The following is a 14,876-nucleotide window of genomic DNA, read 5'->3' as shown; positions in this document are numbered from 1 at the left end:
CTTACAAAAAAAGCCGCCTTTAGGCGGTTTTGCTATGTACACAAGCACAAGGTCAAGCAATCTTAGAGCTGCTACATCTCTGTCCTGACTCGGTTCGAAAGAAAACCCTTGCCTGCTCCTTTATTATATCGAAAATAAGGAAGGGGCGCAAACAAATCACAGAAATTTGACACGACTATTTTTCAGCTTGTGCTCCCTTTTCGAAGCCCCTTGCCGCTGACTCCTTTAAGGCCTTCTTGGCTGCTTTTTGCTTGGCTCGTAGACCTTGAAAAAAGGTCTTTAATAAAGCGGCCGATTCCTCCTTCAACACACCCGGTACTACTTTAACCTGGTGATTCAACCGGTCATCATCAAAGACGGAGTAAAGGGAGGTCACGGCTCCCGCCTTCTTATCTTGGGCACCGAAGTAAACCAAGGGAATGCGAGCGTTCAAAATGGCTCCAGCACACATGAGACAGGGTTCTAAAGTCACAAAAAGCGCCGTTTCTTCCAAACGCCAACTCCCCATTATCTCATTGGCTTTTAAAATCGCGTGCATCTCAGCATGGGCATCCGTTTTTTGATCCTCTTCTCGACGGTTACCAGCAGAAGCAATGATTTGGCCATCCTTCACAATAACGGCCCCAATCGGTACTTCTCCGCGCTTACCGGCTGCTTCAGCCTCTTTTACAGCCGCTTCCATAAAGGTTTTCACTTGCTTGGATGATAAGCTTGGAATGACCGCCATCTTAGCCCTCCTTCGGGTGCTTGGCCATCAAGACAAAATAGCCCTTTTTCTTACCAATCACCGATACATCGTCGAAGACGGCTTCCAGGTTCTTTTGAGCAGATGGCGCCCCCTGCTTTTTTTGCAAGACAGCCACGATAGCCCCGCCAGCAACTAAATGCTTGGTCGCTTCTTGAAGCATCGCCGTCACGACTTTTTTTCCGGCCCGGATCGGGGGATTAACCAGAATTAAGGCGTACCTATCCACAACATTGTCGTAAATGGAGGATTGAAAGACATGGGTCAGGGAAGCGACGCCATTCCGGTCACAGTTTCCCTTCGCTAGTTCAAGGGCCCGGTCGTTCACGTCGACCATGTCGACTTCCCGTCCCCATGCCTTCGCCACGGCGTTACCGACTGGTCCATAGCCACAGCCCAGATCCAAAATTTTACCAGCGACATACTCCTGTTCAGCAGCAGCTGAAAGCATCACCCGGGTTCCAAAATCGATCGTTTTCTTCGAAAAGACCCCAGCATCCGTTTGAAAATGCAGCCTTTGACCTAACAATTCAAAATCAAACTGTTGATAGTCATGTTCGGCCGTTGGGTCAGCAGTAAAATACTGTTGTCCGCCTGTTTTCTCAGTCATCTTCTTCTCCTTCATATACAACGTCATATTTATGTACAAAAAAAGAGCACGATGTGCTCCTCTTTTTTGAATGAATTACTTCAAAGTAACTGAGGCACCAGTTTCTTCCAAAGCTTCCTTCATTGCGTTGGCATCTGCTTCAGGAACAGCTTCCTTGATGACAGAAGGTGCGTTGTCAACCAAGTCCTTTGCTTCCTTCAAACCAAGACCAGTTGCTTCACGAACTGCCTTGATAACCTTAACCTTTGCAGTACCTGCAGAAGTCAATTCAACGTCGAAGTCTGACTTAGCAGCGGCACCAGCAGCACCGTCAGCACCAGCAGCGGCTACTGGAGCAGCAGCTGAAACGTCAAATTCTTCTTCGATAGCTGAAACCAAGTCAGCCAAGTCCAAAATCGTTGCATCCTTCAATGATGCGATAATCGCGTCTTTATCAAAAGCCATGATTAATTTCCTCCAATTTATAAATGTTTCGTAATAAGTATAAGTCAAACTTATTCGGCAGCTTCGGCAGTTTCGCCTTCTGCTTCCTTCTTTTCTTGCAATGCCTTAACAGCATAAGCAAAGCTCCGGATTGGGAACTGGAACTCGGCCATCAATTGACCAAGCAAACCTTCGCGTGAAGGCAATGAAGCATACTTGTAAAGATCATCAAGGGATACGATTGAACCATCAATCACACCACCCTTCAAAACGAGCTTTTCGTTTTCGTCAGCATACTTCTTCAAAATGCGGGCTGGGGCAACGGCATCGTCTTCAGAGAAGGCAACAGCAGTAGGACCAGCAAACAATTCGTTCAATTCTTCAAAGCCAGCATCCTTGGTAGCACGGACAAGAACCTTGTTCTTGATAACTTCCAATACGACACCTTCTTGACGTAATTGGTGACGCAAGTCAGTTGATTCTGCAACCGTCAAACCACGAGGGTTAACAACAACGGCAGAAGTGGAGTTTTTGAACTGATCAGCAACTTCAGCAACTTTTTGCGCCTTTACAGCAATAGCTTGTTCACTCATGTGAAATTCTCCTTCCTCAAGATTTTTTTGCAAAAGAAACCCGCCTGCCAAAAGACAGACGGGTAGTTAGTTTCATAACTTCCTCGGCAGGAGATTAAGGTGCAAGCACCACCTGAGTCTTAGGCAAAATTGATTTCATTTACTTGTTTAGTCTATCAGCTTAACTGACGGCTGTCAATTAAAGAGATGAGACATTCAAGGTAACGGCTGGTGACATCGTTGAAGCCAAGGCCACGTTTGAAACATAAGTTCCCTTAACAGCGGCTGGACGAGCCTTCAAGATAACAGCAGCGATTGCCTTGATGTTTTCTGCCAACTTAGCCTCATCAAATGAGACACGGCCAACAGTAACCGCCACGTTTCCGTCACGATCAGTACGGTAGGTCACTTGACCACCCTTGGCATCAGAAACGGCCTTTGAGACGTCCATCGTCACCGTTCCGGTCTTAGGGTTTGGCATCAAGCCCTTAGGACCCAAGGCACGACCAACACGTCCAACTTGAGCCATCATGTCAGGCGTTGCAATGGCAACATCAAAGTCCAACCAACCGTCTTGGATCTTTTGAACCAAGTCAGCAGCGCCAACAAAGTCAGCACCGGCAGCTTCCGCTTCCTTCGCCTTGTCGCCTTGTGCAAAGACAACAACCTTCTTGTCCTTACCAGAACCGTTAGGCAAAACAACGGCACCACGCAATTGTTGGTCAGCTTGACGCGTATCAACGTTCAACTTGAAAGTCAATTCAACTGACGCGTCAAAGTTGGCGTATGAAACTTCCTTCAACAAGGAAACACCTTCCGTCAAGTTGTAAGCCTTTTCGGCTTCAACCTTGGCTTGGGCTTCTAAATACTTCTTTCCGTGCTTAGTAGTCATTATTCTGCGTCCTCCTTGATTGCTGTACCTTCAACAGTCAAGTCCACACCATCGACCGTAACACCCATTGAACGGGCAGTTCCTTCGATCATCTTCATGGCGGCAGTGACGTCGTTGGCGTTCAAATCGGCCATCTTGTTTTCCGCAATGGCACGAATTTGGTCAAGAGTAACGTTTCCGACCTTGGTCTTGTTAGGTTCACCAGAACCCTTACCAACAAGCTTACGCAATTGGTCAGCTGCTGGTGGCGTCTTCGTTACGAATTCGAATGAACGATCGTCGAAAACAGAGATTTCAACAGGGATCGTTGAACCAACTTGGTCCGCAGTCCGTGCGTTGAATTCCTTAGTAAACTGTGCAATGTTAATACCGGCTTGTCCCAAAGCAGGTCCAACTGGTGGAGCTGGCGTTGCTTTAGCAGCGGCAATTTGCAGTTTCACAACATTGATAACTTTTTTAGCCACGATATTTTCCTCCTCGTGTTGTGGTATCGCGTAGCTTCAGTGCTACTTCCACACATGTCTTTGACATGCCCTATTATCATAACAAAAAAAGCCCCCTTCGTAAAGGGAGCTTTTAAAGATCGTTCGCCGCAGCTTGATCTTTCATTAGATGTTGGTATCGATATCGTTGAAGCCAAGTTCCGTTGGTGTTTCGCGGCCAAAGACTTCGACCGTTGCTTCCACTTCCTGCTTTTCAGGATCGATGGAACGAATGATCCCTTCCATACCGTTAAATGGACCAGCGACAATCTTGATCGTTTGCCCAACTTCAACGTCCAAGTCAACGACCTTTTCACCCGTCATGCCCATGCGCTTCATGAGCAAGTCCACTTCTTCAGGCAAGAGCGAATTTGGCTTTGAACCAGCACCGTGAGAACCAAGGAAGCCGGTCACACCTGGCGTGTTACGAACCACATACCAGGCTTCGTCGGTCATGTTACCGTCTTGCGGGGTGGCCATTTCGACCAGGACATAACCTGGGAAATCGTTTTCAATCGACGTCTTCACTTCACCATCTTGGACCGTTGACACTTCTTGTTCGGGCACCAACACGCGGAAGATCTGGTCCGCCATCCCCATCGTTTGCGTCCGGGATTCCAAGTTCGTTTGAACCTTGTGTTCGTATCCTGAGTAAGTGTGCACGACAAACCATGCTTTTTCGATTGAATCGGTCATATTCCTGCGAGCGCTTGCTTGCTCGCCCTCCTTTAATTTTTTGGTAAATAAAAAAGAGTCGTTCGACTCCTTTTTCGCTGCTTTTAGTATACTACAGCTTTTCTTAGTGTGCCACCAAGAAATTCACACCTTGCTTTAAGACCCAGTCAAAGGCGCCAATAACAATGGCAAAGACAACTGACATCGCAATCACCGCGATCGTCTCACGATTAGTCTGCGCCCAAGATAACCAGGTCACTTTTTTCATTTCCAAAGCGACATTTTTAAAATAAGTAATCATGAAAAGACCTCACTTAGTTTCCCGATGGAAGGTGTGTTTTCCGCAGTGCGGACAGAATTTTTTAACGCCTAGACGTTCTGTGCGTCCCTTTGACAGGGTCACGGTATAGTTTCTTGAACCACAAACGTCACAGGCTAATGATGCTTTTTGACTCGGCATAATGTATCCTCACTTCCTGCTATCATAGCACGATTTGAGTGGAAGGACAAGAAACCCGGTCCCCAAAGTGGCATTAGAAAAGAGCCACTAATCGTAATCTAATGCGTCCTGCAAGAGTTTTTTGAACCGGTACTGCACCTGTTCGAGTTGTCGTTTATCTTGTTTTTTCAAGCAACGGCTCAACGGCTTGACCCCAACTAGCGTCAAAATTCCTTTGGCATACCGCGTATTTTTTCGAATATGAATCGAGCGCAACGCTTCTTTTGCAATTAAAAGTTCTTCTGGATTATCCAAATCAGCTTTCGATTCCACTTCACATGTTAAAAGTTCATAAGGCAGAAGCTGACTATTAAACTGTTCTTTTTTAGACAAGGCCCGGCGCTTCAGGTCAGTCGCTTTATTAATCAAGGCTTGCATATAATAAGTGGAAAAACGAGCCCTTTGTTCAAGTAAGACAAAGCAGCGCACCGAATTAATTAGCACAATCAGCGCTTCGGATTCCCAATCATCAAAACGAGCCCGTCCTGACAGATGATCGTCATAAACACGTTTGACTAAACCCCGCGTTTCCCTTTTCAGGTAATGGTAAGCACATTCGTGCCCCTGCTTTGCCGCACGTACTGCTGGCATTAATGCGTCTTTTCTCATTGCAACCTCCCGAATTTCGGTAGGCCAGAAAAAGACCTACCTAGTTTTTAGGGTGTCTCGTGCCAAAGGCTTGATAGATAAGAAGCGATGCGGCAACAGAAGCGTTCAGTGACTGGACATGGCCGATCATTGGAATGGTCAACATCGCATCCACTTGCTTTTTCAAAAGTGGTGAAATGCCCTTTCCTTCGTTTCCAATAATCAGAGCCGTTGCCCCTTTGGCGTCCCAAGTACGATAGTCTTGCCCGTTCATATCCGTTCCAAAGACCCAAAGCCCACGTTCTTTCAATGTTTTGACTGTCTGGACTAAATTAGTCACCCGGCAGACCGGCACATGCTCAATGGCTCCAGTTGATGCTTTGGCGACCGTACCGGTTAACTGAACGGAACGACGTTTCGGAATGATAATTCCGTGTACACCCGCTGCATCAGCTGTTCGCATGATCGAACCCAAATTATGCGGATCTTCAATTTCGTCAAGAATCAGGAAAAAGGGTTCTTCCCCTGCTTCCTTGGCTTTGTTGAACAGGTCATCCAAATCAGCGTAATCGTAAGCGGCAACCGAAAGCACCAGTCCTTGATGATTTCCCCGATCCGCCAGTTCATCTAATTTTCCTTTAGGTCCCTGCGTAATGACTAAGCCACGTTCTTTGGCCAGTTTGGTTGCTTCTTGAGCCATCCGCGGGTTTAACCCAGTTTGAATCCAGAGTTTATTCAGGCTCTGGCCGCCTTTCAAGGCTTCAATTACGGCGTGGTGACCATAGATAAAGGCTTGTTCACTTTGCTTTGGCATCGTCTGTTCTCCCATCTTCCACCTGCTGATAAATCCAGTCCATCATCTGATCCAGTCGCTTTTCCTGTCCGGATAAATAAAGATAGCCAACCATGGCCTCAACGCCAGTGGAGATACGATAGGCCACCACGTTCGTGTTTTTGGCCTTCGTATAGGACTTCGCATTGCGCCCACGTTTAAAATAGTGTAGCTCCTCTTCAGTCAAGTAATCGGCTTCCTGCATGATGGCAAAAAGAGCCGCATGTGCTTTGGCCGACACGTAATGACGCGATTTTTTCTGAAGATCGTTGACTTTGGTCAACCCAGTCTTCACGAGGTGCGTGCGAACTTTAATTTCGTAGATGGCATCGCCTATATAGGCAAGAGACAGCCCGTTCATTTGTTCGTAATCGAGTTTTTCCATGTTTTTTCCGTTCTGATTACCCGTTCGAACAGCTTCAGTATAATTCCGATTTGGAATAATTGGATGAAAGCTGCCGAATGGCGGTCAATTTTGACCCAGCTAACTGTTGCAAGACTTCCTTATTGGTATCGTCTATCAAAATGCCGACATGTGCGCTGACATAAAAAGAACCCATGCCTGAAAAACGCGCCAGACCGGGCCTTTTAATTGTGATTATTTAGTTGCTTTTTGGGACCTGATTCCCTTATACCAACGCCAAGCCCACATGGCGACAAAGCCCAAAACGACGGATGCAATCACGTGTACCGCAATTTCACTTTGATTTTTTGGCGGAAAGAAGAGCAAAGCCAAGATCAAGAGGACAACTGCACTCATCAAGGCTTGCGCCCACTGTGTCCAAGAAGTCACTTGATATTGGTTATGCGGAATCGCCTTAGGGAAGAGCCGGTATTGAATTTGTTCACCAGCTGGGCTAAAGGCCAAGGCGTAATAAATCGACAGCGCATAAGCAAACCAATTAGCGTCGTACTGCGAGTTACCTGAAAAAACACGCCAGAAAAACAAAATAAGAATCAGGACAGCTGGTCCGAGAGCCAACGCCCAGAGTTGCTTTTTTGAACTCTTTTTTACCCAATCGACCCAGTCAATTTTTACTTGTGCCATAAAGGCCTCCTTCAAATACTACCTCTAGTCTACCCCATTTTAGCCCAATATAAAAGCCAGTCTGCAACACGATATGCGTCACAAACTGGCTTTCTTGTTCCATTAGTCTTCGCTATCCATCTTTTGGGCAACGTCGTCTAATGATTGAATTTCTTCTGTTGGTTGGTCGGGCTGTGCCACGACTTCCCCAACAACTTCCGGCTTAATCTTGCGGTATTCCGTCATACCCGTTCCGGCAGGAATAATCTTACCAATGATAACATTTTCCTTCAATCCAACAAGTGGATCGTTCTTTCCACGGATGGCAGCGTCCGTCAAGACACGCGTCGTTTCTTGGAAGGAAGCGGCTGACAAGAAGGAGTTCGTCTCCAAAGCAGCCTTCGTAATTCCAAGAAGAACTGGGCGGGCTGTGGCAGGTACCTTACCAGCAAAGAGTGCTGGTTCGTTAGCCCGCTTAAAGTCAGCGATATCAAGAAGCGTTCCTGGAAGCAAGTCAGTCTGACCTGGATCCATGACGCGCACCTTACGAAGCATCTGACGAATCATTACTTCGATGTGCTTATCAGACACTTCGATACCCTGCAAACGGTAAACCTTCTGGATTTCAGAAAGCATGTATGATTCCGTCGTCAACGTGTCGGTAACAGCCAACAATTCCTTCGGATCAATTGGTCCTTCATTGATGGCTTGTCCACGCTCGATGAAGTCTCCTTCCCCAAAGCGCATGCGAGCCGTCAATGGCAAAGTGTAAGTCCGAGTATCGGTCTCACCTTCAATTGTGACGTCCTTCGTCCGTTCGGCTGGGTTTTCTTCAATTGACGCAATCTTACCCGTGACTTCAGAAATTTCAGCGCGACCCTTCGGGATACGTGCTTCCACAATTTCTTGCACACGAGGCAAACCTTGCGTGATATCGTTTCCACCGGCAACACCACCCGTGTGGAAGTTACGCATGGTCAACTGAGTACCCGGTTCACCGATTGACTGGGCAGCAACCGTACCAACAGCTTCACCGACTTCAACTTCTTCACCGGTCGCCAAGTTACGACCGTAATCGAGAACAGAAACACCGTGTTCCGTCGTTGACGTGAAGACAGAGCGAATCGTCACTTCTTCAATACCAGCAGCGTCGATCTTCTTAGCAGCGGCTTCATCAATCATTTCGTTACGAGCAACAATCTTTTCGCCAGTTTCTGGATCAAAGACCGTCTTCATGGCGTAACGACCAAGGATACGATCGACCAATGGTTCGACAATTGACGAACCATCCGTAATCGCCGTCACCTTCACACCACGATCCGAACCGTTGTCGTATTCACGCACAATGACGTCTTGGGCAACATCGACCAAACGACGGGTCAAGTAACCTGAGTTGGCCGTCTTCAAGGCCGTATCGGACATACCCTTACGGGCACCGTGGGTTGAAATAAACATTTCCATAACCGTCAACCCGTCACGGAAGTTCGACGTAACTGGCAATTCGATAATCTTACCGCCAGGTCCAGCCATCAAACCACGCATTCCGGCCAACTGAACGAAGTTCGAGATGTTACCACGAGCTCCAGAATCCTGCATCATGTAGATTGGGTTTCGGAGGTCGAAGGTTTCGATCAATTCGTCTTGGATAACATCCTTAGCCTTTGACCAGATATCGATGACACGCTGGTAACGTTCGGCGTCGGTAATCAAACCACGACGGAATTGCTTGGTAACCGTTGACACTTCCTTGTGGGCATTTTCCAAAATCATTGGCTTGTCGGCCAATTCGGTCACGTCCGTCATGGCAACCGTCAAACCAGACTTGGTTGAGATATCGTAACCGATATCCTTCATGCGGTCCAAGAGAAGGGACGTTTCCGTCACCTTGTACTGCTTGTAAACCGCAGCGATGATGTCTGACAAGAAGCCCTTCTTGAAAGGCTTGATGACATCTTGCTTGGCCAAGAAGTCGTGGATGTTTTCACCGGCGTCCATGAAGAAGTCATCAGAGATGCCTTCAAAGTTTTCATCGGATGGTTCATTGATGTATGGGAAATCAACTGGCAAGATTTCGTTGAAGAAGAGCTTACCAACTGAAGTAACCATGATCTTTTCACGTTGCGCATCCGTAAATGGCTTAGCTTCATCAAATGAAGAAGTCTGAATACCAACACGGGTGTGGTAGTGAACCAACTTGTTTTCAAAGGCCAAACGGGCTTCGTCAACAGAAGAGAAGATCATGCCTTCGCCTTCGCGGCCGGCTTCTTCAGTGGTCAAGTAGTAGTTACCGATCACCATATCCTGAGAAGGGGCAACGATTGGCTTTCCATCCTTAGGTGCCAAAATGTGGCCAGCGGCCAACATCAGCAAACGGGCTTCCGCCTGTGCTTCGTCAGACAAAGGCACGTGAATGGCCATCTGATCACCATCGAAATCGGCGTTATAGGCCTCACAGATCAATGGATGCAAACGCATGGCCTTACCTGAAACCAAAACGGGTTCGAAGGCCTGAATTCCAAGACGGTGCAAGGTAGGTGCGCGGTTCAAAAGAACAGGGTGTTCCTTGATCACGTCTTCCAATACGTCCATGACGTCTTCGTCGGCCTTGTCAATCTTACGCTTAGCAGACTTAACGTTGCCAGCCAAACCACGGGCCGTCAATTCCTTCATGATGAACGGACGGAACAATTCGATGGCCATTGGACGTGGCAATCCCATTTGGTTCATCTTCAAGAATGGTCCAACATCGATAACGGAACGACCAGAGTAGTCGACACGCTTACCAAGCAAGTTTTGACGGAAACGTCCTTGCTTTCCCTTCAACATGTGTGAAAGGGACTTCAATGGACGGTTACCAGGACCGGCCACGGGACGGCCACGGCGACCGTTATCCATCAACGCATCGACGGCTTCTTGGAGCATCCGCTTTTCGTTTTGAACAATGATACCAGGAGCGTGCAAGTCGAACAAACGCTTCAAACGGTTGTTACGGTTAATCACACGACGGTACAAGTCGTTCAAATCGGAAGTAGCAAAACGGCCACCTTCCAACTGAACCATTGGACGCAAGTCAGGTGGGATGACAGGAATCACATCCATGACCATCCATTCCGGCTTGTTGTCAGATTGCAAGAAGGCCTCAATGATGTCCAAGCGGCGGACCGCACGAACACGCTTTTGACCCGTTGCTTCTTGCAATTCGGCCTTCAAGGAAGCAGCTTCAGCTGCCAAATCAACGGAAGCCAACAATTCCTTAATGGCTTCGGCACCCATCCCGGCCTTAAAGTTCGCACCGTATTCCTTCTTCAGGTCGCGGTATTCGCGTTCCGTCAAAAGGCGCTTCTTTTCAACAGGGGCATCACCTGGATCAACCACGACATAAGAAGCAAAGTAAATGACTTCTTCCAGAGAACGTGGTGACATGTCCAAGACAAGACCCATCCGTGATGGGATTCCCTTGAAGTACCAGATGTGTGTCACGGGTGCGGCCAATTCAATGTGACCCATCCGTTCACGGCGGACCTTCGCTGACGTGACTTCAACACCACAGCGGTCACAGACGATTCCCTTATACCGGATTCGCTTGTACTTTCCACAGGCACACTCGTAATCCTTGGTTGGCCCAAAGATTCGTTCATCAAACAAGCCGTCTTTTTCAGGCTTTAACGTTCGATAGTTAATCGTTTCTGGCTTCTTAACCTCACCATGAGACCAGTCATGGATTTGGTCGGGAGAAGCAAGACCGATTTGCATAGATTCGAACTTATTAACATCGATTGCCATCTATTCGGTCACCTTTCTAAAATTATTTTTCTTCATCGCTCAAGGTGCTTTGTTCTTGGGTCACTTCTTGACCATCTACCTTATCAAAGGCAACCTTTACTTCGTCGTCTTCGCGGTTAAGCAAGTCAGGGTTCGTGCGCGCCAACTTTTCCAAAGCGTCAACAGGCAAGACAGAATCGTCTTCGTCCATTTGCTTCAATTGAACCGCTTCGCCTTCTTGGTTCAAGACACGCATGTCAAGTCCAAGCGCTTGTAATTCCTTGACCAAAACACGGAATGACTCTGGAACACCTGGCTTAGGAATGGCATCACCCTTGATGATTGATTCATAAACCTTCACACGACCGGCAACGTCATCTGACTTGTACGTCAAGATTTCTTGCAAGGTGTAAGCGGCACCATAAGCTTCCAGTGCCCAAACTTCCATTTCTCCGAAACGCTGTCCACCGAACTGCGCTTTTCCACCAAGTGGTTGTTGCGTAACCAGTGAGTAAGGTCCGATTGAACGGGCGTGGATCTTGTCGTCGACCATGTGGGCCAACTTCAAGTAGTGCATCACACCAACCGCAACACGCTTATCGAAGGCTTCACCAGTTTGTCCGTCATAGACAACGGACTTACCATCGGCTGGCAAACCAGCTTCGGCCAAAGCATCTTCGATTTCGTCATCGGTTGCACCATCAAAGACAGGAGAAGCCACGTGGATGCCAAGCTTCTTAGCGGCATAACCCAAGTGCAATTCCAAAACCTGTCCGATGTTCATACGAGATGGCACACCCATGGGTGACAAACAGATATCAATTGGCGTTCCATCTGGCAAGTATGGCATATCTTCTTCGGGAACAACGACTGAAACAGTACCCTTGTTTCCGTGACGACCGGCCATCTTATCACCGACTTGGATCTTACGCTTCTGTGCGATGTAGACACGAACCATTTGGTTCACGCCAGGAGCCAATTCGTCCCCGTTTTCAGGCGTGAAGACGCGAACGGATTGCACAACTCCGCCACCACCGTGCGGTACCTTCAATGATGTATCGCGAACTTCGCGAGCCTTTTCACCGAAGATGGCGTGCAACAATCGTTCTTCGGCTGACAGATCAGTGACACCCTTAGGCGTGACCTTACCAACCAGGATGTCGCCATCCTTGACTTCTGCACCGACACGGATGATGCCGTTTTCGTCCAAATCACGGAGTTGTTCTTCTCCAGTGTTTGGAATTTCGCGGGTGATTTCTTCAGGGCCAAGCTTCGTATCGCGAGCCTCTGAATCATATTCTTCGATGTGAATTGACGTATAAACGTCTTCACGGACCAAACGTTCGTTCAACACGATGGCATCTTCGAAGTTGTAGCCATGCCAAGTCATGAAGGCAATAACTGGGTTTTGTCCAAGGGCCAATTCACCCTTTTCCATTGATGGACCATCGGCCAAGATTTGGTCTTCGTCGATTTGTTCACCGACTTTGACGATTGGCTTTTGGTTATAGTTTTTACCACCGTTCGAACGGCGGAACTTCATCAACTCATAAGTATCCAACTGACCGTCTTCACGACGAACACGGATTTGCGTTGCATCCACGTATTCGACTTCACCTGCAGCCGTTGAGATCACAGCGGCACCGGAATCGTGGGCAGCCTTGTATTCAACACCAGTACCAACAATTGGGGCGTGTGGGTCGAGCAAAGGAACGGCCTGACGCTGCATGTTGGCACCCATCAAAGCACGGTTGGAATCATCGTTTTCCAAGAAAGGAATAACAGACGTTCCAACCGAAACAACCTGCTTTGGCGAAACGTCGACGTAGTCAATCTTTTCAACTGGCGTTTCGATGTTTTCTTCACCATAACGGGCCATGGCTGTCTTGTGAATGAAGGAACCGTCATCGTTCAATTCCGTGTTGGCCTGAGCGACGATGTAGTTATCTTCTTCATCGGCCGTCAAGTAATCGATCTTTTCGGTAACCTTGTGGGTTCCCCAATCAACACGACGGTATGGCGTTTCGATGAAGCCATACTTGTTGATGCGACCGTAAGTGGCCAAAGAGTTAATCAAACCAATGTTAGGACCTTCGGGCGTTTCGATTGGGTCAATACGGCCGTAGTGCGTGTAGTGAACGTCTCGAACTTCAACGCCGGCACGGTCACGCGTCAAACCACCAGGTCCAAGGGCTGACAGACGACGCTTGTGGTTCATTTCGCCAAGTGGGTTCGTCTGATCCATGAACTGTGACAGCTGTGATGAACCGAAGAATTCCTTAATTGAGGCAACAACCGGACGGATGTTGATCAATTGTTGTGGCGTAACCGTTGCGGCATCTTGGATGGACATGCGTTCACGAACGACACGTTCCATACGAGTCAAACCAATTCGGAATTGGTTTTGCAACAATTCACCAACGGAACGAATCCGACGGTTACCCAAGTGATCGATATCATCAACTTGGCCAACGCCTTCTTGCAAGTTCATGAAGTAGTTCATACCAGCGATAATGTCGGCTGGCCGAACGTTGTGTTCGGATTCTGGCAAGTGACCGTTACCAATCAAGAGCAAGGTCTTGTCTGGGTTTTCAGGTGATTCAATCTTGATCTTTTGCAACACCACTTCGTCTTGCAAAACCGCATCGCCAGATGGCGTGTAGGTCACCGTCTTGAAGTCAGGGTTGTCCAAGAATGGGGCCAACTTGGCCATCACAGCCTTGTCGACAACCGTTCCCTTTTCCGCGATGATTTCACCAGAGTCAGGATCAGCCAACGTTTCGGCCAAAGTCTGGTTCAACAAACGGTTTTTGAGTGACAACTTCTTGTTGATCTTATAGCGACCAACGGGTGCCAAATCGTAACGCTTTGGATCGAAGAAGCGGGCAACCAAAAGGGCACGAGATGAGTCGGCCGTCTTTGGTTCGCCTGGACGCAAACGTTCGTAGATGTCCTTCAATGATTCTTCAACACGGGAATCGGACATGTTCTTGTGAACGTCCTTTTCCAACGTCATGTTCAAGGCGTCGTATTGGTCAGAGAAAATGTCCAAGATGTCAGAATCTGAACCGAACCCGAGGGCGCGAACCAATTCCGTCATCAAGAGCTTACGCGTCCGATCGATTCGAACGTTGGCAATTCCCTTGGCATCCGTTTCATATTCCAACCAAGCACCACGGTTTGGGATCACCGTCGTACCAAAGTGTGGGCGACCGTTCTTGTCCGCTTCCTGGTTGTAATAGATACCAGGTGAGCGCACAAGTTGTGAAACGATAACTCGTTCGGCACCATTAATAATGAAAGTACCTTGCTCCGTCATCAATGGGAAATCACCAAAGAAGACGTCTTGCGACTTGATTTCACCAGTTTCCTTGTTCGTCAAGCGCAACGTCACGTGCAACGGTGCTGAGTAGTTTGCATCATGCTCACGGGCTTCATCGATGTTGTACTTTGGCTCCATCAATTGGTAGTCAACGTACTCCAACGACAGATTGCCTTGGAAGTCCTCAATTGGCATGATATCGTTAAACATCTCTTTGATTCCTTCATCAAGGAACCACTTATAAGATGCTGTTTGCACTTCGATCAAATTAGGGAGATCAAGGACTTCCTTAATCTTCGAATAAGACCGACGGGTACGATATTTACCGTATTTTACTAAATGTCCTGCCACACTTATCACCTCATCTAAAATTCACTGTTCATGCAAAATAAATATAAAATTTTTTGGAAAAATTAACGAAAAAGCCCTCATTTTTGCGTCGAAAGG

The 14,876-nt window shown here is 47.8% G+C and carries 15 protein-coding genes, 1 other RNA gene and 1 other annotated feature; all 16 genes read right to left on the bottom strand.

The window, feature by feature from the left end:
• Positions 1-33 precede the first annotated feature (33 nt).
• The 16 genes from ffs to rpoB all read right to left on the bottom strand — a co-directional run bounded on the left by ffs (position 34) and on the right by rpoB (position 14,780).
• Positions 34-120, bottom strand: an RNA gene (ffs, locus tag G6R27_RS04025) — signal recognition particle sRNA small type.
• Between the two features lie 55 nt (positions 121-175).
• The gene (locus G6R27_RS04020) at positions 176-727 is read right to left on the bottom strand and encodes a nucleoside deaminase (RefSeq protein ID WP_213819795.1); all 552 of its coding nucleotides are present in this window, start codon (positions 725-727) and stop codon (positions 176-178) included.
• A gap of 1 nt (position 728) precedes the next feature.
• On the bottom strand, positions 729-1,355 hold the full coding sequence (locus G6R27_RS04015; protein WP_213819794.1) for a class I SAM-dependent methyltransferase: 627 nt from the start codon (positions 1,353-1,355) through the stop codon (positions 729-731).
• 75 nt (positions 1,356-1,430) lie between these two features.
• Positions 1,431-1,799: a 50S ribosomal protein L7/L12 gene (rplL, locus tag G6R27_RS04010; RefSeq protein WP_213819793.1), complete on the bottom strand. Its 369-nt coding sequence runs from the start codon at positions 1,797-1,799 to the stop codon at positions 1,431-1,433.
• 50 nt (positions 1,800-1,849) lie between these two features.
• A complete protein-coding gene (gene rplJ / locus G6R27_RS04005) occupies positions 1,850-2,371 on the bottom strand; it encodes a 50S ribosomal protein L10 (protein ID WP_213819792.1) in 522 nt (173 codons plus the stop codon).
• Positions 2,372-2,395: 24 nt separating this feature from the next.
• Positions 2,396-2,513: a sequence feature (ribosomal protein L10 leader region), on the bottom strand.
• 36 nt (positions 2,514-2,549) lie between these two features.
• Positions 2,550-3,242 (bottom strand): 50S ribosomal protein L1, encoded by a 693-nt coding sequence (gene rplA, locus G6R27_RS04000; RefSeq protein WP_213819791.1) that lies wholly within the window; start codon positions 3,240-3,242, stop codon positions 2,550-2,552.
• On the bottom strand, positions 3,242-3,706 hold the full coding sequence (gene rplK, locus G6R27_RS03995; protein ID WP_213819790.1) for a 50S ribosomal protein L11: 465 nt from the start codon (positions 3,704-3,706) through the stop codon (positions 3,242-3,244). The genes rplA and rplK overlap by 1 nt, the downstream gene beginning before the upstream one ends.
• Positions 3,707-3,850: 144 nt before the next feature.
• Positions 3,851-4,420 carry a transcription termination/antitermination protein NusG gene (gene nusG, locus G6R27_RS03990; RefSeq protein WP_213819789.1) on the bottom strand — a complete coding sequence of 190 codons (570 nt, stop codon included), beginning with the start codon at positions 4,418-4,420 and terminating at the stop codon, positions 3,851-3,853.
• A 103-nt stretch (positions 4,421-4,523) separates the two neighbouring features.
• The gene (secE, locus tag G6R27_RS03985; protein ID WP_213819788.1) at positions 4,524-4,700 is read right to left on the bottom strand and encodes a preprotein translocase subunit SecE; all 177 of its coding nucleotides are present in this window, start codon (positions 4,698-4,700) and stop codon (positions 4,524-4,526) included.
• Between the two features lie 9 nt (positions 4,701-4,709).
• On the bottom strand, positions 4,710-4,859 hold the full coding sequence (rpmG, locus tag G6R27_RS03980; RefSeq protein ID WP_091503101.1) for a 50S ribosomal protein L33: 150 nt from the start codon (positions 4,857-4,859) through the stop codon (positions 4,710-4,712).
• Positions 4,860-4,946: 87 nt separating this feature from the next.
• Entirely contained in the window at positions 4,947-5,507 is a 561-nt protein-coding gene (locus G6R27_RS03975) for a hypothetical protein (protein WP_213819787.1), read from the bottom strand.
• Between the two features lie 40 nt (positions 5,508-5,547).
• A complete protein-coding gene (rlmB, locus tag G6R27_RS03970) occupies positions 5,548-6,315 on the bottom strand; it encodes a 23S rRNA (guanosine(2251)-2'-O)-methyltransferase RlmB (protein ID WP_213819786.1) in 768 nt (255 codons plus the stop codon).
• Positions 6,284-6,703, bottom strand: a complete 420-nt coding sequence (locus tag G6R27_RS03965) for a Mini-ribonuclease 3 (RefSeq protein WP_213819785.1) — start codon at positions 6,701-6,703, stop codon at positions 6,284-6,286. Before G6R27_RS03965 ends, rlmB begins: the two co-directional genes overlap by 32 nt.
• A gap of 213 nt (positions 6,704-6,916) precedes the next feature.
• Positions 6,917-7,366: a hypothetical protein gene (locus G6R27_RS03960; protein ID WP_213819784.1), complete on the bottom strand. Its 450-nt coding sequence runs from the start codon at positions 7,364-7,366 to the stop codon at positions 6,917-6,919.
• Positions 7,367-7,468: 102 nt separating this feature from the next.
• Positions 7,469-11,128, bottom strand: coding sequence for a DNA-directed RNA polymerase subunit beta' (gene rpoC / locus G6R27_RS03955; protein ID WP_213819783.1), 3,660 nt, complete (start codon positions 11,126-11,128; stop codon positions 7,469-7,471).
• 22 nt (positions 11,129-11,150) lie between these two features.
• A complete protein-coding gene (rpoB, locus tag G6R27_RS03950) occupies positions 11,151-14,780 on the bottom strand; it encodes a DNA-directed RNA polymerase subunit beta (protein WP_213819782.1) in 3,630 nt (1,209 codons plus the stop codon).
• Positions 14,781-14,876: the final 96 nt, after the last annotated feature.

Origin of the sequence: Fructobacillus papyriferae (assembly GCF_018437225.1) — a bacterium.
GTDB classification, from domain to species: Bacteria; Bacillota; Bacilli; order Lactobacillales; family Lactobacillaceae; genus Fructobacillus; species Fructobacillus papyriferae.
The sequence above is the reverse complement of the archived record's forward strand: the minus strand, read 5'-3'. Positions and strand labels throughout refer to the sequence as shown.